Consider the following 21,225-nt stretch of genomic DNA (forward strand, 5'->3'; position numbering starts at 1 on the left):
GATTGGTGGGGGGCGAGAAGGCGGGTAAGTTAGGGAAGGCTAAGTTTCCTTCGACGATCGGATGCCCGTGCCCTCTGCCGTGCCGCTGCTGCGGGTGCGCGGGCTCGGCATCACCCATGACGGCGAGACGACGCCGGCTCCGGCATCCATCTCGTTCGACATCGCACCGGGAGAAGTGGTGCTGTTGCTGGGTCCCAGCGGCTCGGGCAAGTCCACGTTGACGCTCGCGCTCAACGGCCTGCTCCCGCAGGTGGTGCCGGCGAGCGTCACCGGATCGGTGGCGGTCGACGGGCTCGACACGCAGACCACGCCCGTCGCCGAGCTCAGCACGCGGGTCGGCATGGTCTTCCAGGATCCCGACGCACAGCTGGTGACCGGCACCGTGCTCGACGAGGTCGCGTTCGGACCCGAGAATCTGCGGATGCCGGTGGCCGAGGTGCTCGCCCGCGCCGAGGACGCCCTCCGCCGCGTGGGCCTCTGGGAACGCCGCGCCGAGAACCCCGACCGGCTGTCGGGCGGCGGGCGACAGCGCCTCGCGATCGCGTGCGCCCTGGCGATGGGGTCGCCCCTGCTCGTGTTCGACGAGCCGACCGCGAACCTCGACCCGGCAGGGATAGAGGAGGTCTATGCCGCCCTCGCGGAGCTCGTCTCGGCGGGCGACCGGGCCATCCTGCTGGTGGAGCACAATCTCGACGCGGCCGTGGGCTTCGTCGACCGCGTGCTGGTCCTCGGGCACGACGGCCGCCTCGCCGCCGACGGCACCGTCGACGAGGTACTGCGCGACCGTGCCGAGGATCTGCACGACATGGGCGTGTGGCTGCCGGTGTCGACGATCGCCGCACTGCGGCTGCGCCGCGCGGGATTCACGCTCGACCCTCTGCCGCTGACCCCCGACGAACTGCGCGACGCCCTGGAGACGGAGGATGCCCCGGCGGGAGCCCGCCCGTTGAGCGAGTCCACCGGAGCGTCCCCCTCTCCCGGGTCGTCGAGCGAGTCCACCGGAGCGTCCCCCTCTCCCCGGTCGTCGAGCGAGTCCACCGGAGCGTCCCCCTCTCCCCGGTCGTCGAGCGAGTCCACCGGAGCGTCCCCTTCTCCCCGGTCGTTGAGCGAGCGAGGAACGAGCGAGACGAAACGCGCCGAGCCCGCGGGCCCGGTCGGTCCGGGGCGTTTCGACTCGGTCGCCGGCGCTCCCTCGCTCACCGACCGGGGTGCGGAGCTTCCGGACACGCCCCTCATCACGGTTCGGAGCCTCACCCTCCGCCGCGGGCGCAGCGACGTGCTGCACGGCGTCGACCTCGATGTGCCGCGAGGCGCCTTCGTCGCGGTGGTGGGGGCGAACGGCGCCGGCAAGACCAGCCTCATCCAGGCCCTCGCCGGCGTGGTCGCACCGCCGAAAGGCACGGTGCACGTCGACGGACTCGACATCGGCCGCGCCGACGCCCGCACGCTGAGCAGGCGCATCGGCTTCGTGTTCCAGAACCCCGAGCACCAGTTCATCGCGCACACCGTCTTCGACGAGATCGCCCACGGCCTCCGGCGGCAGCACCTGCCCGACGACGAGGTGCGCGCGCGCACCCTGGCGCTGCTCGAGCGGTTCGGGCTCGACGGCAAGGCCGACAGCCATCCGTTCCTGCTCTCGGGCGGACAGAAGCGGCGGCTCTCGGTCGGCACGGCGCTGGTCGCCGGCGCACCGGTGCTCGTGCTCGACGAGCCGACCTTCGGGCAGGACCGCGCCCGCGCCGACGAGCTGCTGTCGCTGCTGTCGCAGCTGAACGCCGAGGGCACCACGGTCATCGTCGTGACCCACGACATGCAGCTCGTGACGGAATACGCCGACCGCACCGTGATCCTCGCCGACGGCCGCGTGCTCGCCGAGGGCCCCACCGCCGCGATCTTCGCCGACGACGCGCTCATCGCCCGTGCAGGCCTGCGCCCGCCTCCGCTGCGTCGCGCGCTGGGCGGTGTGCAGCGGCATCCCGAGCTGTCCCGCATCGCGCGCCTCGCCGACCTCCCCGGCGCTTCGGGCACCCCCGTCACGCGTCCCGCGCCCGGGAACGGCGTGGCGAGCGCTGCCGAAGCCGCCGGCACCCACCCGTTCCCCGAATACGGAACGGCGCCCGCGCACTCCACCAGCGGGGGGAGCGAGAAGTGACCGACGCCGGCCCTCTCACCGCGGCCACAGCCGTGCACAGCCCGGTGGATCCGTACGCGACGCGGGTCCAGGCATCCGGGATCCGCTTCCTCTACGCGCTCAACCCGCTCGCGAAGCTGGCTGCGCCGCTGCCCGCGATGGCGGTGCTGGTGTTCGTGAGGGATGCCGCGACCCCCGCCGCGTTCCTGCTGCTCGCGTATGCCGTGCTGCTGGTCGGCGTCGACTTCACACGACGGCTGGCTGCCGTGCTCTTCCTCGCCCTGCCGGTCAGCGCGCTGGTGATCGGCTTCGGGTTCGCGCTGTGGACGGACCCCTCGCGCGTGGACCAGTCCGTCGTGGTGTGGCAGCTCGGCGGCTGGACGATGTACGGCGGGGCACTCGCCGTCGGCGGCGCGACGGGTCTGCGACTCTCGGCGATCGTCGCGCTCACGCTCATCGCGGGGCTGTCGACCACGGGACCCGACCTCGTGCGCGCGACCGTGCAGCAGCTGCGCGTGCCGTATCGCATCGGCTACACGGCGCTGGCGGCGTTCCGCTTCGTGCCGCGGTTCGGGCACGAGCTCGACGTCATCCGTCAGGCGCACCGCGTGCGCGGCGCGCACGGCGGTCGGGGTCCGCTCGCCGCGGCGGCGCGTTGGTTCGGCTATGTCGTGCCGCTCATGGCCGGCGCCATCCGCCATGCCGAGCGCGTCGCCCTCGCCATGGACGCCCGCGCGTTCGGCGCGCATCCCGACCGCACCGAGCGATACCTCGTGCCCTGGCGCGTGCGCGACACGGTCTTCGTGCTGGCGTTCTGGGCGGTGTCGGCCGCGATCCTCACCTCCTTCTTCCCCTGGGGTCTGTCATGACCCCGCCCGCGCTCGACTCCCCTGTCGCACTCACCCCCCTCGCCGTCATCAAGGAGCACTGACATGGCACCGGTTCCCCGACTCGTCAAGCCCGATACGCAGGGCCTCGTGCATCTGCAGGTGCTGCGTACCGAGCGCCTCGCGCCGCACTGGCTGCGGGTCACGCTCGGCGGAGGCGAGATCGACAGGTTCCGCCCGATGGGCTACGACCAGTGGTTCCGTCTCTTCCTGCCGCTGGGCGGCGACGAAGGGCTGGACCGCCTCCCGGCGAAGGCGAACAAGATGTTCGGGTACCTCAAGTACCTCCGCATCCCCGACGGCGTCCGCCCGGTGATGCGCAACTACACGGTGCGCGCCTTCCGTCCCGCGACCGCCACCGCGGATGCCGAGATCGACGTCGACTTCGTGCTGCACGGCTCGGCGGCCGACGGCACAGCGGGTCCGGCATCGCGGTGGGCCGAGACCTGCGGACCGGGCGAGAGCGTCGTCATCATCGACGAGGGACTCACCTTCAACCCCGAGCGGGGCACGGATCGCGTCGTGCTCGTCGCCGACGAGACGGGCCTCCCCGCGGTCGCGGGCATCTGCGCCTCTCTTCCGGCGCAGGCGACCGGCCTGGCGATCGTCGAGGTGCCGTCGGCCGACGACGCCCTGGAGTTTCCGCACCCGCCGGGCGTCGACGTCCAGTGGATCGTGCGCGACCACGATGTCACGCCCGGAACACCGGCGTTGCAGGCGCTGCGTGATGCCTCGATTCCGGATGCCCCGTTCCACGCGTACGTCGTGGGCGAGCAGGCCCTCGCGACCGAGGGTCGCCGGCACCTCGTCGGCGAGCGCGGCGTCTCGAAGGACCACGTGAGCTTCTGCGGCTACTGGCGCGTCGTCGGCGCCGCCTCCGCGCCGCTCACGAGTGGGCCTCCACCGCGGTGCGCTGCGACTTCGGGGCCGGGTGACGACGGCGTATCTGCTGACCTGCGCCGCCATCGGTGTCGCCGGCGGCGTGATGCTGTGGGGCGCCGGCTGGATCTCGACGGTGCTCTTCGCGACCGTGCCGTTCATCTCGGTCGCGATCGCCGGGCTGTGGCTGCTGCCGGCGACCGTCGCGCTGCGGCTGCTCGAGCGGCCGTTCGCCGGCATCCTCGTCGGGGTGATCTCGGGGCTCGTGGTGTTCCCGTTCATCGGAGCGGCCGTGTGGTGGGCGTTCTTCGCCGAACTGGCCTTCCTCGTCTGCCTCTACCGCTCTTGGCGCACGTGGCAGTACTACGCCGGCGCCGTCTTCGTCGGCGTGGTCTACCCGATCTTCGCGGCGGCCTCGTTCAACCTCGCAGCCATGCCGCCCTGGACGCTCGTGACCTTCTTCGTCCTCACGATCGCCAGCTGCCTCGCGGGCGTCGGGCTCGGCATCCTCGTCGCCGATCGCCTGCGCAAGGCCGGCGTCGCGAAGCTCGCCCGTCGGCGCCCACCCGTCACCCCCTGAGCTCCGCAGTCGTGTTCCGCGTCGGTGCGCCGACGGGACGGACAGTTCGTGACTGCGGAGCCCCGGTGCGGTGAACGCACGGACGACGGATGCCGCGGCCCGGACCCTCGCGAGAGGGCCGGGCCGCGGCATCCATCGTTCAGAAGCGAGTCAGCGCTTGCCGGCGATCTGTCGGCCGACGATCTCGCGCATGATCTCGTTCGTGCCGCCGTAGATGCGGTGGACGCGGGCGTCGAGGAACGCGCGGGCGATCGGGTACTCGGTGATGTAGCCGTAGCCGCCGTGCAGCTGCACGCAGGTGTCGAGGATCTCCCACTCGCGCTCGGTCGTCCAGAACTTGACCTTCGCCGCCTCTTCGGCCGACAGCTTGCCGTCCTTGTACGCCAGGAGCGCCCGGTCGAGGTACGCCCACATCACGTCGACGGTGGTGGCGACATCCGCCAGCTTGAAGCGAGTGTTCTGGAAGTCGATGATGCGCTCACCGAAGGCCTCACGGCTCTTGGTGTAGTCGACGGTCCACGCCAGGGCCGCCTGCGCGGCGGAGCCGGCGGCGATGCCGATCGACAGACGCTCCAGCGGGAGGTTCATCATGAGCTGGATGAAGCCCTGACCCTCCTTGCCGCTGATGAGGTTCTCCTCGGGCACGAAGACGTCGCTGAACGACAGCTCGGCCGTGTCGTGGCCGTGCGAGCCCATCTTGTGGAGCTTCTTGCCGTGGTCGAAGCCCTCCATGCCGTTCTCGATGATGAGCAGGCTGAAGGCGTCGGGGCGGTTGCCCTCGCCGGTCTTCACGAAGGTGACCACGATGTCGGCGGTCTTGCCACTGGAGATGAAGGTCTTGGCGCCGTTCACGACGTAGCCGCCCTCGACCCGCTTCGCGGTGGTCTTGATCCCGCGCAGGTCGCTGCCCGCGCCGGGCTCGGTCATCGCGAGCGCGCCGAGGATCTCGCCGGTCGCCATGCCCGGGAGCCACTTCTCCTTCTGCTCCTGCGTGCCCATGTGCACGATGTACGGCACGGCGAGGTCGTCCTGGATCCCGAAGGCGCCGGCGAGCGAACCGGCTCCCGCGCCGATGACCTCTTCGTTCACGATCGTGCGGAAGCGGTAGTCCTGGAGCATGCCGGCGCCGCCGAACTCCTCCGGCACGGAGAGGCCGATGAGGCCGGACTCGCCCGCGGCCAGCATGGTGGCGCGGTCGATCTCGCCCTCGGCGTCCCAGCGCTCACGCGCCTCGTTCGTCGCATAGCGCTTGACGAACTCCTTGACGACGTCGCGGAACGCCTCGTGATCTTCGTCGTAGATGTCGCGCTCCATGGTGCGCCTTCCTCTCGTCGTTCTTCTCTTCGCTGAGCTCGAGTGCGTGGAGACGCGTCCCCGGTTGGAATTGCATCTCACCGCATATGGTACTCAGTTTCACTGGACGGATGCCGCGACCTCGGCCGGAAGCGGTGCTCGGAGGGCAGCGGCCGCGTGGGGGCACCAGCGGGGTTCGGCGCCGACGCGGCGCGATGCCGCTGCCGCCACGGGCGACCAGCCGGGGCGAGGCCTGAAGGACGGCGTCAGCCGAGATACGCCGGGGCCGGGTCGAGGCCGAAGAACTCCTCGAGCGATGTCCACCCGCCGTCGTGGTACGCCTGGGCGAGCTCTGTGCCGATGTAGCGCAGGTGCCAGGGTTCGGGGTTGTACCCGGTCACCGGGGTGGCGCCCTCCACGTAGCGGACGATCCAGCCGTGCTCCCACGCGTGATCGACGATCCACTGGCCCTGCGCGGAGGCCGCGAGATCGTCGAGTGTGCCGCACGCGCCCGCGCAGGCCACGACGTCGGCGCCGAGGCCCAGCTGATGCTCGCTGTAGCCAGGGCGTGCGCTGACCTGGTCGGCCCCGTCGCCGCGCTCGGCGACATGGCGCCCGTAGGTCTCCTGCTGCGTCTGGTACGAGCGGAAGCCGCTCTCGAGGGCGATCTCGCCGACCCCTGCGTTCCGCGCACCGGTGACGAGCGACGCGAGAGCGGATGCCGCGTCCGAGCGCAGTGCGCCGCCTTCGATGTTGCGCACCCCGTCGGGAAGGACGAGCCCGCTCGGCCGGTAGTCGATGGGGCTCGTGGGGCGGATCTTGTCCACGACGGTCCACATGCGGGCGGAGTCGCCCAGGTTCACGCAGGGCGCCCGGCCGTCAACCACGGCGGACCGGAACGCCTCACCACCGCCGGCCGCGAGAATCGCTGCGGTGTCGTCGCCGCCCTGGATCGCGGCCGTCACGGCAGGTAGCGTGCAGATGTCGGCGACAGGCGGCGACTGCTCGACCTGCGGCACGGGGAGCTGATCCACGTGGCGCGGCTCGGCCGTCAGCGAGAGCGCGGCGTCGCCGGCGCCCGACGGCAGCGTGGGCAGCATCATGGCGGTCATCGCCGCTGATCCGAGCAGCAGGGCAGCACCCGTGGCGAGACCCGCGACGACGACGAGCCGCCGCGTGATCCGTCGCGGCCGCGCATGGCGCACGGGCAGCGCGGCCTCGTCGACCGCCAGCAGCTCGGCGGCGCGGGCGGCCCGTCGCTCGCTGACGGCGCGACGACCCTGACCCCCGATCCGGCCCCGCGGCCGGATGCCGAGAGGCGGCACCGCGTGCGCCGCCGACGTTCCGAGCTGCGTATCGGGGGCGGGTGATGCGGCCGGCGCGGATGCCGGCTCTGCTGCCAGGGGCCGGAGTTCGGGGGGCAGCGCCGAGGGCGCGGCATGCGACAGCGAGCTCGGCGCGAAGTCCTCGCTCGGCAGTTCGAACGCCACGACCGCGTCGGCCGCGGGGTCGGCCTGCGCGCTGCGGGCGCGGCGATCCGCCTCCTCGCGCATCGCTCGGGCGGCACGACGAGTCTTGGGGGCGGCTCGGGGGGTAGCGAGCCCGCCAGGCTCCGTCACGCCTGCCATTCTGGTCGGGACGAGGCGTTTTGACCAGCCGGACGGCATCCCGCCCGTCGATGTTCTATTCCTTCGCACGGCGTCTTGACTTAAGTTCGAAGCTTTGTTCTCATGGAGTCATGCGTTGGCAGGGTCAAGAACTGGGTGTCTCGGATGCCGCAGCCCTGCCCGGCCTCGAACAGCTGAACGGTCTGGTGCGCTCGGTGACGACGCCCGAGTTCGCCGGCGTGACGTTTCATGAGGTGCTCTGCAAGTCCGCACTCAACCGCGTGCCCAGCGCTTCGGCCATGCCCTTCGACTGGACGGTGAATCCCTACCGCGGCTGCAGCCATGCCTGCGTCTATTGCGTCAGCCCCGACACTCTCGTGCTCTGTGCCGACGGCCGCCAGCGGCGCATCGACGAACTTACGATCGGCCAGGAGATCATCGGAACGGAGCAGAGCGGCGACTATCGACGCTATGTCCGCACAGAGGTGAGGGCGAAGTGGACCACCCGCAAACGCGCGTACCGCGTGACGCTCGCCGACGGAACGGAGCTCGTCGCGAGCGGTGACCATCGGTTCCTGACCGAACGCGGATGGAAACACGTCATCGGGGCGATGAGCGGCAGCGATCAGCGCCCCTATCTCACGACCAGCAACCGCCTGATGGGTTTCGGTCTGGGCGGTCGAGCCACCCTCGGCCCCCGACTGGGTGGCGAATTCCGACGAGGTTACCTGTCAGGAATGATCCGAGGTGACGGCATGCTCTTCCACCGCTCGTACACCTCTCCCAGTCGTACGCGAGAGCTCCATCTCTTCCGACTCGCCCTCGCAGACACGGAAGCGCTCGATCGCACACGCCGGCTGTTGGCCGATGAGGGCGTGCCGACGAGGACACGGCCGTTCGCGCCGGCAAGCGCGACGCGCCGCGCGATGACCGCGATCCACTCCGCACGTCGAGCCGACGTTGCGACCATCGAAACGATCGTCGCCGTCCCTCCGCTGCGTACCTCCGCCTGGCACGCGGGATTCCTCGCGGGCATCTTCGATGCAGAGGGCTCGTGCTCCCGCGGCATACTTCGGATCAGCAACAAAGATCCCGAACTGCTGCAGCTGATCCAAGACGCCCTCGACGCACACCGATTCCCGCACGTCCTCGAGCCCCTGCGATCGAATGGTGTGCGCAGCGTCCGCCTTTCGGGTGGTCTCCCCATCCGCCAGCGCTTCTTCCGACTCACTGAGCCCGCCATCACGCGAAAGCTCGACATCGTCGGAACCGCGGTGAAGACGGTCGCCGATCTGAAGATCGTCAGCATCGAGGATCTCGGGCACGACATCGACATGGTGGACATCACGACAGGCACCGGGGACTTCGTCGCGAACGGCGTCATCAGTCACAATTGCTTCGCGCGGGGGACGCACGAGTACCTGGAGCTCGACGCAGGGCGGGACTTCGACACCCAGGTCGTCGTCAAAGTGAACGTCGCCGACGTGCTGCAGAAAGAGCTGCGTCGGGGAAGCTGGCAGCACGATCCGGTGATGCTCGGCACGAACACCGACCCGTATCAGCGTGCCGAGGGGCGCTACAAGCTCATGCCCGGCATCGTCTCGGCGCTGACCGAGTCGGGGACGCCGTTCTCGATCCTCACGAAGGGCACGCTCCTGCGGCGCGATCTGCCGATGCTGAAGGATGCCGGCGCCGCCGTGCACGTGACGCTCGCGATGTCGATCGCGGTGTTCGACGACGAGTTGCAGCACCTCATCGAACCGGGCACGCCGAACGCGACCGCGCGTCTGGAGACGGTGCGGGCGGCGACCGAGGCCGGTTTCCGCGTCACCGTGTTCCTGATGCCGATCATTCCGCACCTCACGGACTCGATCGCCGCGATCGACCACGCGCTCAGCCGCATCAAGGCCGCGGGGGCGGTGCGCGTCGTGTACGGCGCCCTGCACCTGCGCCCCGGCGCGAAGGAGTGGTTCCTGCAGTGGCTGGCGGAGCGCCACCCCGAACTCGTGTCGTCCTACCGCGGCCTCTACCCCGGTGTGACGACCACCGCCCCGAAGGCGTACCGCGCGTGGCTGGCGAAGCGGGTGCGGCCGCTCCTGCGCGTGCACGGCCTCGACGGGAGCGCCGAGGACGAGAGCCCTCGCGGCACACCGGTCGCCGGCCTGGCCGACCGCGCCGAGGCCCGCAGCGCGCCGCCCATCATCACGACGTCGCGCGGACGAGCGGCCGCCACCTCGCTGCGCGCGGCCGCGGCGCGCGTCGCACCCGGTGAGGAGGCATCCGCCCGGCTGTTCTGACCGCGGTGTCTAGACCGGGACCGGTGTCGCCGGCTGATCGAACGGCGTCGCGGGCGCGACGGTCGCAGCAGGGCGGTCGAGTGCCGCAGCCGCGGCGCCGACGGGCGACTCGAGGTGATCGAGCACCGCGTCCAGCACGATGTCGGCCCCCAGGATCCGGTTGTGCCCCAGACCGGTCGTCGGGAGGAAGGTCGCGTCGGGGTTCGCGGACCGGATGCGCACCGACTCCGCGAACGGCACGAAACGGTCCCTCTCGTCGTGCGCGAGCAGCAGCGGCACCCCGTCCGGCAGGGGGCGGCGCACGGCCGAGAGCCACTCGAACGGATCGGGATCGCCGGGGAAGTACCGGGCGGCGAAGCGTTCACGCAGGCGCACCGTGACCGCGTCCGAGTAGCCGACCATGCGCTGGAACTGACGCAGCAGCTCATCCGCATCGGCCAGGGACGATACCGTGACGACGCGTGCGGCATCCGCCCCTCCCGCGACGGCGACAAGCGTCGCGAGTCCGCCGAACGAGTGGCCGATCATCGCCTCGAAGGCGCCATGGCGCTGCTGCAGATCGGCGTACACATCGAGCCAGTCGACGAGATACATGTGGCGTCCTGCCGACTCGCCGTGCGCGGGGCCGTCGAAGGCGACCACGCGATACTGCTCGGCGACGAGCTCCCGCACAAGCCGTGAGAACTGGCTCGCGCGACCGAGCCACCCGTGCGACAGCACCACCGTGCGCGGACCACGGCCCCACTCGTAGGTGACGACGTCGACGCCGCGCCGATCGATGCCGGGAATCCGCACGGTGCGCCGCCGGGCCTGCGACATCGTGGCCTTGTCGTCGTCGTGCACCGGGCGCGGTTTGGCGACGTGGGCGAACAAGGGCATGGCGACAGCGGCCCCGGCTCGCGGAGACAGCGCGCCCACGGCGCGAATGGATGCGCCGGCTGCGGCGAAGGCGGGATTCATGGTGCTCCGATCCGATGAATACGAACGATCGTACTTATGAATACGAACGATCGTACGGTAACCTCGATTCGTGACACAAGCCCCCGTCGATCGCCGTCGCGTACGCGGCGACGAGTCTCGCCGCGCGGTCCTCGCGCACGCGGTCGACACCGCAACGGTGGATGGGCTCGACGGGCTGACGATCGGCCGGTTGGCGGATGCCTCGGGCCACAGCAAGAGCGGGATCGCCACCCTGTTCGGCTCCAAGGAGCAGCTGCAGCTCGCTGTCGTCGCTGCGGCCCGCGAGGTGTTCATCGATCGTGTGGTCGCGCCGGCCCGCGCGCGTACGCCTCGCGGCCTCGTGCGTGTCTGCGCGCTGCTGTCGGACTGGCTGGCGTACTCACGCGACCGAGTGTTCAGCGGCGGCTGCTTCTTCGCCGCGACCTCCGTCGAGTTCGACGCGAAGCCCGGCATCGTCCGCGACGCGATCGTCGCCGCATCCGTCGACTGGGAGGACTACCTCACCCGCAGCGTCGAGCACGCGATGGCCGCGGGCGAGCTGCCCCTGCTCGACGACGCCGCTCAGCTGACGTTCGAGATGGTCTCATTCCTCGAGGCGGCGAACACCCGCTCCCTGCTCCACGTGAGCGACGAGCCCTACCGCCGCGCCGAGGTCGCGCTGCGGTCCCGCCTCACGGCACTCGGCGCCGACCCCGCCCTCGTCGCGTCGATCGCCGCCGCCGCCGCCTGAGACCGGCCGCCGGCATCCCACTCCGGGGTCACGACGCGCCGCTACCGCGACGCGGAAGCAACAGAACGCGCCTCCCGAACCGCCCACAACCCCGTTCCGGGGTCACGACGCGCCGCTACCGCGACGCGGAAGTGACAGAACGCGCCTCCCGAACCGAACGCCGTCTCCGCGAGACGGGTGAAGGCGGGCGCCCCCGGGGGGACGCCCGCCTTCAACGACGGTGCTCGGCTTCGCCGGGCAACGGGCTCAGCTGTCGACGTTCGCCAGCTGACGGCCCGAGAGCTCCTCGAGCAGGTCGTCGCCGAGGGCGACCTCCTCGAACGGGGCGTCGATCTCGGCGCGATCCAGCAGCTCGCCCATGCGGCGGCGGCGCTGACGCGTGATGAGCGTCACCACGGTGCCCGAGCGACCGGCGCGGCCGGTGCGCCCCGAACGGTGCAGGTAGGTCTTGTACTCGTCGGGCGCGTCGGCCTGGATCACCAGATCGATGTCGTCGACGTGGATGCCTCGTGCCGCGACATCCGTCGCCACCAGCACGTTGACCCGGCCGGAGGTCAGCTTCTCCAGGTTGCGGGTGCGCTTGGCCTGGTTGAGGTCGCCGTGCAGGGCGACCGCGTGGATTCCGGCGTCGTCGAACTGGTCGGCGAGCATCTCGGCGTAGGCGCGGGTGCGGGCGAAGACGAGCGTCTTGCCGCTGCGGCTGACGAGCGAGTCGAGGATCTCGGCCTTCTCGCGGTGCTCGATCACGAGCACGCGGTGCTCGATCGTGCCGGAATCCTGGTCTTCGCCGGCCACCTCGTAGACGGCGGGCTCCACCAGGAACTCGTCGACGAGCGCTGCGACCTCGCGGTCGAGCGTGGCCGAGAACAGGAGCTTCTGGCTGCCCTCGGCGGTGTGACGGAGGATGCGCTGCACCGGCTCGAGGAAGCCGAGCTCGCACATGTGGTCGGCCTCGTCGAGCACCACGATGCGGATCTCGGAGAGATCGAGCTTGCCCTGGTTCACGAGATCCTCGATGCGGCCGGGGGTGCCGATGACGATGTCGACGCCCCTCTTCAGCGCGCCTGCCTGACGCCCCTGCGGCACGCCGCCGTAGATCTGCGTGGTGAACAGGCCGACGCTGCGCGCGATCGGCTGGATCGTGCCGTCGATCTGGAGCGCCAGCTCGCGGGTCGGCGCCAGGATCAGCGCCTTCGGGGCACGGCCGAACTCACGGCGCTTGCCGGCCTGCGAGCGCAGCACGCTCTCGACGAGCGGTGCGCCGAAGGCGATGGTCTTGCCCGAACCGGTGCGGCCACGCGCGAGCACGTCCTTGCCGCCGAGGATCGGCGGGATCGTCGCGGCCTGGATCGGGAACGGCGCGGCGGCGCCCAGTTCGGCCAGGGCGCCCACGATGTTGTCGCCGAGCCCGAGGTCGGCGAAGGTCGTCTCGGCGACCTCGCCCGCCTGGACAGCCTCGGCCTGCAGACGCTCGTGAACGACGTCGACGTGCGCGTCGTAGGCCGCGGTGCGTGCGGGAGCGTTCCAATCCGAGCGATTCGCCGCTCCGTCGCCACGGGGGCGATCGGTCTGCGGGCGCGCCGGACGGTCGTCTCTGCGGGGGCGGTCGTCGTAGGAGCGAGCGGGGCGATCGTCGCGGCGGGGACGGTCGTCGTACGAACGCGCCGGGCGGTCGCCCTGCGAACGGGCCGGGCGCTCGTCGTAGGAGCGAGCCGGACGATCACCGTACGAACGGGCGGGACGGTCATCCCGGCGGGGACGGTCGTCGTACGAACGGGCCGGGCGCTCGTCGTAGGAGCGAGCGGGACGATCACCGTACGAACGAGCCGGGCGGTCGCCCTGCGAACGGGCCGGGCGGTCATCGTAGGAGCGAGCGGGACGATCACCGTACGAACGAGCCGGACGGTCACCCTGCGAACGCGCGGGACGCTCGTCGTACGAGCGAGCCGGACGGTCGTCCCGGCGGGGACGGTCGTCGTAGGAACGAGCCGGACGATCACCATACGAACGCGCGGGACGGTCACCCTGCGAACGGGCGGGACGGTCATCGTACGAACGAGCCGGACGGTCACCCTGCGAACGGGCGGGACGATCGTCGTACGAGCGAGCCGGACGATCACCATACGAACGCGCGGGACGATCACCCTGCGAGCGAGCCGGACGGTCGTCGCGGGCGTGAGTGCGGATGGCGCGTGCTTCGTCGCGGCCGGCACGCTCCTGGGCGTTCCAGCGGCCCTTGGCCACAGCATCCGTCTCAGCAGGTCGGTGGCCGCGGTGGCCGGCGCTGCGACTGCCCGCCTGACCGGACGAGGACTCGCCGGGACGGCGCTTGCGATCCTGATAGCTCGACTTCGCGCCGTAGCGCGGCTCGAAGTTCTTGGCGGCGCGGCCGCCGGCCGGCTTCTTGTTCTTGGGCACGGTGTGTCCTTCACTGGGTTGTTCTCGCGGAACAGCACTCCCCTGCGCACGGCGCGGTGCCGCTCGCAGCGGCGGGGAGCAACCCGGACTCTTCGTGGGCCGGGGGCCATTCGATGTGATGGTCGTCAGGGCGGACATGCCCAGACCATCGGCCCCAAAGACTCACAAACCCATCCGCGCCATGCGCGGTGTCCAGAGCCGACACCCCCAGCCTACCGGCCTCCACCTGCACGAGCGCTGAGCACCGCGTGCGCACGCGGTCGCACATCAGCGGGGCATTCTCCCACGAGACCGGGATACTGTGTGATTCAGCGGCTCGCCGCTTAACAGCACTCGTTGCTGAACTGGGGATTAGTCGTCAAAACCGGCGGGCCTCGGTGTCGGGGTCTATTGGGGGATGTCGGCACGGGGGTGCGTCGCATAGAACCGATCGTGAGTCGAATGCCTCCCACGACCCTCGCCGACGCAACCAGCGCTCCCGCGCTGTCGCCTGGAAGCGCCGCCACCGCCCGAGCCGCCCGCCCGCGCCTGACCACCCGGCGCGCCTCCACACCGTCACCTCGAGCCGCACACGCGGCCACGACCGGCGACGCCGACCCGCCGGGACCGGATGCCGCACCGGCGGCGACCCCGGCGGCGACGCCGCCCGCCCGGACCGCCACCGTCGACCATGCGGTCATCGCCCACCACGTGGGGCGGCTCGCTGTGCTGTCGCTCCCGGTCGGCGTGCTCGTGTCGGTGCTCACCACCCACGACCCGACATGGTGGCAGCTCCACTTCTCGCAACTGGGCACGCACTCCGATTTCTCGGGCCGCACGTTCAACTCCATCACGATCTTCTCGGGGTTCTTCCTGGCCGCCTACGGCGTGCTGATCGCGGTCGCGCTGCCCACGGGCATGGGGCGCCGCACGGCCCGGGGCTTCCGAGGGGCGGTCGCATCCGCCGGTCTCCATCTCACCGCCGTGGGGCTCGTGCCCATCCCGGTGAGCGCCGTCATGCACGATCTCATCGCGACGGGCCTCGGCCTGTCGTTCCTCGCGACCGTCGCCACCGGTCTCGCGATCCCGGGTCGCAGCCGCCGGTTCCGCCGCGTCACCGCGTACTGCGTCGCGCTGCTCGCCGCCGGCATGGTGGTGCTGACCGCGGGGCTCATCACGCTGGCGCTCTTCGAGTTCGTCGCATTCGTGACGATGGGCGCCTGGCTGCTGGCGCTCCCCCGCACTCTCGCGATGGCCCCCGCCACCCGCGCTCCCGCCCGCGTGCGCCGTGCGCGGACGCGGGCCACCGCAGAATGGGTGCCATGGCAGAACCCGTGGCCCACCCCATCACCGTCGCGATCGAACGGCGCATCGACCCTTCCCGCACCGCCGAAGCCACCAGCTGGATGCAAGCCGGAACCGACCTCGCCGCCGGCTTCGCGGGCTTCCTCGGCTCCGGCTGGGTACGCGCCGGCGAAGGCAGCGACCTCTGGTACATGCTCTACCGCTTCCGCGACATCCCGACCCTCGAGGCCTGGGAGGATTCGCCGCAGCGTTCGTGGTGGCTCGAGTCCGGCCGCGCCTTCGCCGACGAGGTCAGGGTCGAGCGCCGCACCGGCATCGAAGGATGGTTCGACGCTCCGTTCGCGACGAACGTCGAGTCGCGGCATCCGCATGGCACTGCGTCACCGCCCACCGGACCGGTCCTCCAGCCGATCCCGCCCGCCCCGCCGCGCTGGAAGCAGGCCGTCACGATCTGGCTCGGCTTCTTCCCCACGAATCTCCTCGCGTCGTGGCTCCTGGGCTTCGTCCCCGGGTTCTCGGAGTGGCCGCTGATCGCGCGCGTGCTGCTGGCGACGGTGCTGCTCACCCCGGTCATGACATATGCGGTGCTGCCGTGGGTGACACGGATGCTGCGTCCGTGGCTGCAGCGCGGCGCCTGAGCACCCGCGACACGGGGCGGCCCCGGCATCCGTACGAGATCGTGACGCGCCGAACGCCCGCATGCCCGGCGGCGGTCGTACTCTGACCTCGTGAGCACCAGCAACACCTCGCCGCTGCCCGACACGGTGGCAGCGACACCCGGCCGCCGGGCCGAGTCCCAGGCCGTCTACGCCGGTCTCGCTGCCGGCGCACTCGGCGCGGTCTACGGACTCCTCGTGGGCCTGTTCGCACCGGACCTGCAGCTCGCCGGCCAAGCCGACTCGTTCGCGGTGTGGGCGGCGTGCGGCGCGGCGGTCGTCGCCGCCGCCGCGTCGACGACCGAGTACTGGCGCGCGCGCAACCGTCCCGGGCAGGAGTGGCGGCAGACGCTGCCATCGTGGAAGTTCATCGTGAACACCGTCTCGGTGGTCATCGTCCACACGGCGCTGGCGTTCGTGGCGGTGTACGCGCTGTATCGCGTGCTCGCGATGGGCTTCATCGGACTGCCGATCGTGACGTTCTGGGCGGTCGTGCTCATGGCGGTCACGCTGGGCATGACCACGTGGGTCGTCTTCCTGTCGGTCTCGGCGATGACGACGCAGCGCATGTCGTCGCTGCTGCTCGCCTTCATTGCGATCGGCACGCTGACCGCCATGGTCACGACGCCCGATCCGAAATGGTGGACGATCCACTTCAGTCATCTCGGCACCTTCGAGGACGACCTGTCGAGCTGGGTGTTCAACGGCACCCTCATCGCGGCAGGGCTGCTGGTGACGACCTTCGCCGTCTACATCGCCAACGACATGCGGGCCCTCGCCGCCGCAGGCGTGCTCGAGAATCCGCGCGGCCCACGCGTCGTCCCGGTGCTCTTCGCGGTCATGGGCATCATGCTCGCGTGCGTGGGCATCTTCCCCGTCGACGTCATCCTCGTCCTGCACAACCTCTCGGCGTCCGGCATGGCGGCGATGTTCCTCGTCCTGCTCATCGGCGGACCGAACTTCCTCCGAGGGATGCCGCGCACCTACTTCGTCGCATCGTGGGCGTTCCTCGCGGCGATGGCTGCCTCGGTGATCCTCTTCATCCCCGCAGTGGGCTTCTTCTCACTCACCGCTTTCGAGATCATCGTGTTCGCGCTGATCTTCGGGTGGATCGCGGTCTTCATCCGCTTCCTCGGGGTCGCCGGCCAGCAGGACTGAGGGGGGACGGATGCCGCGGCCCGCGGCATCCCGATCACCGCCGCGACCGGCGGTCAGCCAGGACGGCGGCTGTGGTCCTCGACATCGGGCTCGGCGCGGAGGATGTCGGCGATCTCCTCCTCGGGGCGCGGAGCGATGGTCTCATCGGTTTCGAGCTCGGGGATGCTCGGCTCATCCGGCGCGGGAACGTGCTTCGGCGCGGGGGCGGGAGCAGGCTCGTCCCGCAGGGGGGACCCGACGACCTCGAACCGGAAGCCGCCGAACTCTCCCGACAGCAGCGGGCGGACGGCTGCGATCGAGGCCTGCACCTCGGGGAGCGCCAGCGAGGCACGGTGTGCGTCGGCGCTCTCCCACAGCTCGACCACGTACACCGTGTCGGGCTCGGCGTCGTGGACGCCGACCTCGTAGAGGAGGCAGCCGACGTCGCGCAGATGGTCGCTGCGGCGCGTGAGGTGGCGCACGAGCTCGTCCCGCCTGCCGGGAGCGGCCCCCAGGGTTCCTGCATTCGCGAACATGCGTCCCACGGTAGCCGGGTGCCTCGACACTGCGTCGGCCGCTGTCGCCGACGGTCGGGCGACCGCCATGCTCCGGGCCATTCGACGCCGGTGATGACGCGGCGGGATCCCACCGCTAACGTTCCCCTCGGGAGGACCATGTCTGCTGAGGTGCTCGTCGTCGGAGCCGGGCCTGCGGGGCTCGCCGTCGCCGCCTGTCTGAGACGCCGGGGGATCGACGCGGTGATCGTCGATCGCGGTGAAACGGTCGGCGACACGTGGGCGGCGCGCTACGAACGGCTGCACCTGCACACACCCCGCGTCCAGTCGGCCCTGCCGGGGCTGCGCATGCCTCGGCGATTCGGCCGCTGGGTCGCCAAAGACGACATGGCCCGCTATCTCCGGGTCTACGCGCGACGCCACGACCTCGAGCCGCAGTTCCGCACCGAGGTGCTCCGACTCGACCGCGACGGCGGGCAGTGGGTCGCCACGACCGACGCCGGTGTGCTCACCGCCCGACAGGTCGTCGTCGCCACCGGCTACAGCAACACCCCGGTTCAGCCGCACTGGCCGGGGCAGGAGGCTTTCGGCGGCTCGGTCATCCATGCATCGGCCTACCGCAGTCCCGAACCGTACGCCGGTCGGCGGGTGCTCGTCGTCGGCGCCGGCAACACAGGTGCCGAGATCGCCGCCGACCTCGCCGAGCACGGCGCCGCCGACGTCCGTCTGTCGGTCCGCACGCCGCCGAACATCATCCCGCGGCAGTTCGGGCCCCTCCCGACAACGTTGATGGCGGTGCCGATGGACTTCCTGCCGGCGGGACTCGTCGACCCGGTGAACCGACTGCTGCAGCGCGTGTCGCTCGGTGACCTCACCCGCTACGGGATGCCGCGTCCCCGCGCCGGAGTCGTCGCACAGGCGCGATCGACGGGCGTGACGCCGACGATCGACGTCGGTCTGGTGGCCGCCCTGCGAACCGCCACCGTCACGCCTGTCGCCTCGCTCGAGCGCTTCGACGGCTCGGCGGCGGTCCTGGCCGACGCCACTCGATGGGCGCCGGATGCCGTGATCGCCGCGACCGGCTACACCACCGGGCTCGCCCCGGTGCTGGGCCACCTCGGGGTGCTCGATGAACGCGGCGCTCCCGTCGTGACCGGTACGGATTCAGCACCTGGAGCGCCGGGGCTGCGGTTCGTCGGGCTGTGGAACCCGCTCAAGGGACAGCTCTTCCAGATCGGTCTCGACGCGCGGGCCGTGGCTCGCGTCATCCATCGTCAGCTTCGGGCGGACCCGCGTACGTCCTGACGCGGTCCCCCACCGCTGCGAGCGCAGCGGCCTGGGCGTTGCTCCGGCCTTTGTCAACCGCCATCCGTGCGCGGGCAGGTCGACGTTACGGTGCCAGTGACGAGGAAGGGAGCATCCGATGGACCGCAATGCGGAAGAACCGGAGACGGATGACGAGGGCACCCGCAAGCCGGGCGGCCTCGGACGTGACGGGACGATCCCCGACGCGCCCGACGGGGTCGCGGCCGGGCACACCGGCGTGCCGTCGACGTTCGAACCGGAAGAGGACGAGAAGGCCGGTCGATAGGCGAGCTCGGCCGTGGAGGAGAGGAGAGTGCGATGACCGACAGCTTCGTCCCGCGCCTGTCGCCGGGAGACAGCAACCCGGCCAGCGACCTCAAGACCGATGTGATCAAGGACGTCGAACGCGAGCACACCATCACGGGCGACTTCGTCGGGCCGCGCAGCGACGAGATCCCCGACGAGGAGTCCGATCAGGGCGAGCCGTGATCCGCTGACCCCGGCTGTGCGTCTGCTGTCTGAACGATCACGATTCCGTCTCGACGGGCCGACCCACAGGCTGCACGCGCACACTGGGGTGCATGTGGTGGAGATTCCTCAGAGCTGTCAAGCGTCGCGAGCACCGCGTCGCGCCGACGACATGGGTCGCCGCGATCGCCGCCGTGGTCTACACGTTCGCGCCGATCGACCTGATCCCCGAGCTGCTGCTCGGCCCGCTGGGTCTCGCGGACGACATCGGCGTCTGGGGCATCCTCGCTGTGCTCTTCGCTCGTGAGCAGCGCCGGTGGCAGTCGGAGCTGGCGTCGCACTAGACGCGGGCGCGGCACCCCTCGTCGGAGCCGCTCAGTAGCATGCACGCATGGCAATCAAGCTCGAGAACATCGGCATCGCCGTGCGCGACATCGACGCGGCTATCGCGTTCTTCACCGATCTGGGTCTGACGGTCCTCGGCCGTGACACGGTCAGCGGCGAATGGGCCGACACCGCCGTGGGCCTCGACGGCAACCACGCCAAGATCGCCGTGCTTCAGACGCCCGACGGTCACGGTCAGCTCGAGCTCTTCGAGTACATCCATCCCGACGCCATCGAGACCGAGCCCACTCTCCCGAACGAGATCGGCATGCATCGCGTGGCCTTCTCCGTCGACGACATCGACGAAGCGCTCGAGATCGCCGCGCGTCACGGCTGCTATCCGCTGCGCGGCGTGGCCACCTATGAGGACGTGTACAAGCTCACCTACCTCCGCGGTCCCAGCGGCATCCTCGTGATGTTCGCCCAGGAACTGAAGAAGAGCTGACCGGCGATCGCACGACCATCCAGACGCTCGGAAGGACCACGGGATGACTGACGAGGCCCGTTCCCTCTGGGATCACGAGGCGCAGTCATTCGACGACGCGGCCGATCACGGACTGCGCGATCCGGCGATCCGCCGCGCGTGGGCCGATCTGCTGCTTCCCCTCGTAGGCGACCCCGGGCGCCGCGTCGCGGACCTCGGATGCGGAACGGGCACGCTGTCGGTCCTCCTCGCGATCGAGGGCCGACACGTCGTGAGGGGCGTCGACTTCTCGCCCGAGATGGTGCGGCGAGCCCGCGCGAAGGCCAAGGGCATCGTGCCTCTGCCCGTCTTCACCGAGGCCGACGCAGCACATCCGGGGCTGTCGCCCGGCTCGTACGACGTCGTGCTCGCCCGGCACGTGCTCTGGGCGATGCCGGATCCGGCGGCAGCGTTGGCGACCTGGATCGACCTGCTCGTGCCCACCGGCATCCTGATCCTCATCGAAGGCAGATGGCACACGGGTGTCGGGCTGCGCGCATCCGAATGCGTGGATCTCGTCAGCCGGTTCCGCGACGACGTGTCTGTGCAACCGCTCGACGACGCGTCGTTCTGGGGCGGCGCGATCGATGACGACCGGTATCTGATCGTCAGCAGGCGCTGAAGCACATCGGCGGCGCGGCCCGGCGACGGAGAAGGGACGGATGCCGCTGCTCGCGGCATCCGTCCCCCTCAGGCTCGTTCCTGACCGGCGTCAGGCGTCGTGGCGACGGTCGTCCTTCTCGCCTTCGTCTTCGGACGAGGGCTCCTCGTTCGTCTCGGGACCATCGATCGGTTCCGCGTGGAGGGCGGCCTCGGGCGAGGACTCGGGGCTCACCTCGCCGTCGTCGGTGGCGTCGCCCTGCTCGGGTTCCGACCCCTCGGACGGACGAGCCTCGTCCGCGATGGGCTCGGAATCGGGCTCGGCGAACTCAGCCGCACTCTCGGCCTCGTCGGCGGACTCCGCCTGAAGCTCCCCGTCCGAACCGGGCGAGAGCTCGGGCTGGGGCTCGTCCGCCGCCGTCTCTGCCTGCTCTGCCGGCTCGACGCCGGACGCGTCGGACTCACCCTCGACCGCCGCGACGCCTGCCGCATCGGCGTCCGTCTCGGACGTCTCACCGCTCGTCGCTTCGGGCTCCTCCACCTCTGCGGCCTCGGGCGCGGACTCCGGCGCGGCCTCGGGCTCGGGCTCGACAGCACCCTCTGCGGGCTCGGGCTCGGGCTCGGGCTCGAC

General features: G+C 70.7%; 18 protein-coding genes and 3 pseudogenes. 15 read left to right on the forward strand and 6 right to left on the reverse strand.

Annotated elements, in window-relative coordinates; translation table 11 throughout:
• Positions 1–61 precede the first annotated feature (61 nt).
• The 4 genes and pseudogenes from ACI3KY_RS07055 (at position 62) to ACI3KY_RS07070 (ending at position 4,477) form a co-directional block, all read left to right on the forward strand.
• Positions 62–2,152, forward strand: a complete 2,091-nt coding sequence (locus tag ACI3KY_RS07055) for an ABC transporter ATP-binding protein (RefSeq protein WP_404929471.1) — start codon at positions 62–64, stop codon at positions 2,150–2,152.
• Positions 2,149–3,000 (forward strand): energy-coupling factor transporter transmembrane component T, encoded by an 852-nt coding sequence (locus tag ACI3KY_RS07060; RefSeq protein ID WP_404929472.1) that lies wholly within the window; start codon positions 2,149–2,151, stop codon positions 2,998–3,000. The genes ACI3KY_RS07055 and ACI3KY_RS07060 overlap by 4 nt, the downstream gene beginning before the upstream one ends.
• A gap of 63 nt (positions 3,001–3,063) precedes the next feature.
• Positions 3,064–3,819 (forward strand): annotated as a pseudogene (locus tag ACI3KY_RS07065) (siderophore-interacting protein); the annotation flags it as partial.
• A 130-nt stretch (positions 3,820–3,949) separates the two neighbouring features.
• Complete coding sequence (locus ACI3KY_RS07070; protein ID WP_404929473.1) at positions 3,950–4,477, forward strand: ECF transporter S component; 528 nt, start codon at positions 3,950–3,952, stop codon at positions 4,475–4,477.
• Between the two features lie 150 nt (positions 4,478–4,627).
• Here the strand turns inward: ACI3KY_RS07070 and ACI3KY_RS07075 are convergent, their stop codons facing one another.
• Complete coding sequence (locus ACI3KY_RS07075) at positions 4,628–5,791, reverse strand: acyl-CoA dehydrogenase family protein (protein ID WP_194412024.1); 1,164 nt, start codon at positions 5,789–5,791, stop codon at positions 4,628–4,630.
• Between the two features lie 245 nt (positions 5,792–6,036).
• Positions 6,037–7,389 carry a M15 family metallopeptidase gene (locus ACI3KY_RS07080; protein ID WP_404929474.1) on the reverse strand — a complete coding sequence of 451 codons (1,353 nt, stop codon included), beginning with the start codon at positions 7,387–7,389 and terminating at the stop codon, positions 6,037–6,039.
• 119 nt (positions 7,390–7,508) lie between these two features.
• Between ACI3KY_RS07080 and ACI3KY_RS07085 the strand changes: the two genes are divergently transcribed.
• Positions 7,509–9,674 (forward strand): intein-containing Rv2578c family radical SAM protein, encoded by a 2,166-nt coding sequence (locus tag ACI3KY_RS07085; protein WP_404929475.1) that lies wholly within the window; start codon positions 7,509–7,511, stop codon positions 9,672–9,674.
• A gap of 9 nt (positions 9,675–9,683) precedes the next feature.
• Here the strand turns inward: ACI3KY_RS07085 and ACI3KY_RS07090 are convergent, their stop codons facing one another.
• The gene (locus ACI3KY_RS07090) at positions 9,684–10,634 is read right to left on the reverse strand and encodes an alpha/beta hydrolase (protein WP_404929476.1); all 951 of its coding nucleotides are present in this window, start codon (positions 10,632–10,634) and stop codon (positions 9,684–9,686) included.
• Between the two features lie 70 nt (positions 10,635–10,704).
• Between ACI3KY_RS07090 and ACI3KY_RS07095 the strand changes: the two genes are divergently transcribed.
• On the forward strand, positions 10,705–11,364 hold the full coding sequence (locus ACI3KY_RS07095; protein ID WP_404929477.1) for a TetR/AcrR family transcriptional regulator: 660 nt from the start codon (positions 10,705–10,707) through the stop codon (positions 11,362–11,364).
• A 246-nt stretch (positions 11,365–11,610) separates the two neighbouring features.
• Here ACI3KY_RS07095 and ACI3KY_RS07100 read toward each other — a convergent pair whose 3' ends face one another.
• Positions 11,611–13,782, reverse strand: a complete 2,172-nt coding sequence (locus tag ACI3KY_RS07100; protein WP_404929478.1) for a DEAD/DEAH box helicase — start codon at positions 13,780–13,782, stop codon at positions 11,611–11,613.
• Positions 13,783–14,223: 441 nt separating this feature from the next.
• Between ACI3KY_RS07100 and ACI3KY_RS07105 the strand changes: the two are divergent.
• From ACI3KY_RS07105 to ACI3KY_RS07115, 3 genes and pseudogenes are all read left to right on the forward strand, one after another.
• Positions 14,224–14,937, forward strand: a pseudogene (locus ACI3KY_RS07105) (hypothetical protein); the annotation flags it as partial.
• 137 nt (positions 14,938–15,074) lie between these two features.
• Positions 15,075–15,704, forward strand: coding sequence for an antibiotic biosynthesis monooxygenase (locus ACI3KY_RS07110; RefSeq protein WP_404929479.1), 630 nt, complete (start codon positions 15,075–15,077; stop codon positions 15,702–15,704).
• 90 nt (positions 15,705–15,794) lie between these two features.
• Entirely contained in the window at positions 15,795–16,880 is a 1,086-nt protein-coding gene (locus tag ACI3KY_RS07115; protein ID WP_404929480.1) for a DUF998 domain-containing protein, read from the forward strand.
• A gap of 53 nt (positions 16,881–16,933) precedes the next feature.
• Here ACI3KY_RS07115 and ACI3KY_RS07120 read toward each other — a convergent pair whose 3' ends face one another.
• Positions 16,934–17,395 carry a putative quinol monooxygenase gene (locus ACI3KY_RS07120; RefSeq protein WP_404929481.1) on the reverse strand — a complete coding sequence of 154 codons (462 nt, stop codon included), beginning with the start codon at positions 17,393–17,395 and terminating at the stop codon, positions 16,934–16,936.
• Positions 17,396–17,533: 138 nt separating this feature from the next.
• Between ACI3KY_RS07120 and ACI3KY_RS07125 the strand changes: the two genes are divergently transcribed.
• The 6 genes from ACI3KY_RS07125 (at position 17,534) to ACI3KY_RS07150 (ending at position 20,616) form a co-directional block, all read left to right on the forward strand.
• Positions 17,534–18,679: a flavin-containing monooxygenase gene (locus ACI3KY_RS07125; RefSeq protein WP_404929482.1), complete on the forward strand. Its 1,146-nt coding sequence runs from the start codon at positions 17,534–17,536 to the stop codon at positions 18,677–18,679.
• A 118-nt stretch (positions 18,680–18,797) separates the two neighbouring features.
• The gene (locus ACI3KY_RS07130; RefSeq protein ID WP_404929483.1) at positions 18,798–18,965 is read left to right on the forward strand and encodes a hypothetical protein; all 168 of its coding nucleotides are present in this window, start codon (positions 18,798–18,800) and stop codon (positions 18,963–18,965) included.
• 32 nt (positions 18,966–18,997) lie between these two features.
• Complete coding sequence (locus ACI3KY_RS07135) at positions 18,998–19,168, forward strand: hypothetical protein (protein WP_404929484.1); 171 nt, start codon at positions 18,998–19,000, stop codon at positions 19,166–19,168.
• A 92-nt stretch (positions 19,169–19,260) separates the two neighbouring features.
• Positions 19,261–19,491: a DUF1232 domain-containing protein gene (locus ACI3KY_RS07140; RefSeq protein ID WP_404929485.1), complete on the forward strand. Its 231-nt coding sequence runs from the start codon at positions 19,261–19,263 to the stop codon at positions 19,489–19,491.
• Positions 19,492–19,538: 47 nt separating this feature from the next.
• On the forward strand, positions 19,539–19,976 hold the full coding sequence (locus ACI3KY_RS07145; protein WP_404929486.1) for a VOC family protein: 438 nt from the start codon (positions 19,539–19,541) through the stop codon (positions 19,974–19,976).
• Positions 19,977–20,019: 43 nt separating this feature from the next.
• On the forward strand, positions 20,020–20,616 hold the full coding sequence (locus tag ACI3KY_RS07150) for a class I SAM-dependent methyltransferase (RefSeq protein ID WP_404929487.1): 597 nt from the start codon (positions 20,020–20,022) through the stop codon (positions 20,614–20,616).
• A 90-nt stretch (positions 20,617–20,706) separates the two neighbouring features.
• On the opposite strand, the pseudogene ACI3KY_RS07155 reads toward ACI3KY_RS07150, so the two are convergent.
• Positions 20,707–21,225 (reverse strand): annotated as a pseudogene (locus ACI3KY_RS07155) (hypothetical protein); the annotation flags it as partial.

It is taken from the genome of Microbacterium sp. ZW T2_14 (genome assembly GCF_044987405.1).
In the GTDB taxonomy this organism is placed as follows: domain Bacteria; phylum Actinomycetota; class Actinomycetes; order Actinomycetales; family Microbacteriaceae; genus Microbacterium.

Coding starts and splice junctions, on each gene's coding strand:
- ACI3KY_RS07055 (WP_404929471.1), top strand. CDS start 62: ATGCCCGTGCCCTCTGCCGTGCCGCTGCTGCGGGTGCGCGGGCTCGGC.
- ACI3KY_RS07075 (WP_194412024.1), bottom strand. CDS start 5,791: ATGGAGCGCGACATCTACGACGAAGATCACGAGGCGTTCCGCGACGTC.
- ACI3KY_RS07085 (WP_404929475.1), top strand. CDS start 7,509: ATGCGTTGGCAGGGTCAAGAACTGGGTGTCTCGGATGCCGCAGCCCTG.
- ACI3KY_RS07090 (WP_404929476.1), bottom strand. CDS start 10,634: ATGAATCCCGCCTTCGCCGCAGCCGGCGCATCCATTCGCGCCGTGGGC.
- ACI3KY_RS07110 (WP_404929479.1), top strand. CDS start 15,075: ATGGGTGCCATGGCAGAACCCGTGGCCCACCCCATCACCGTCGCGATC.
- ACI3KY_RS07120 (WP_404929481.1), bottom strand. CDS start 17,395: ATGTTCGCGAATGCAGGAACCCTGGGGGCCGCTCCCGGCAGGCGGGAC.
- ACI3KY_RS07125 (WP_404929482.1), top strand. CDS start 17,534: ATGTCTGCTGAGGTGCTCGTCGTCGGAGCCGGGCCTGCGGGGCTCGCC.
- ACI3KY_RS07130 (WP_404929483.1), top strand. CDS start 18,798: ATGGACCGCAATGCGGAAGAACCGGAGACGGATGACGAGGGCACCCGC.
- ACI3KY_RS07135 (WP_404929484.1), top strand. CDS start 18,998: ATGACCGACAGCTTCGTCCCGCGCCTGTCGCCGGGAGACAGCAACCCG.
- ACI3KY_RS07140 (WP_404929485.1), top strand. CDS start 19,261: ATGTGGTGGAGATTCCTCAGAGCTGTCAAGCGTCGCGAGCACCGCGTC.
- ACI3KY_RS07145 (WP_404929486.1), top strand. CDS start 19,539: ATGGCAATCAAGCTCGAGAACATCGGCATCGCCGTGCGCGACATCGAC.
- ACI3KY_RS07150 (WP_404929487.1), top strand. CDS start 20,020: ATGACTGACGAGGCCCGTTCCCTCTGGGATCACGAGGCGCAGTCATTC.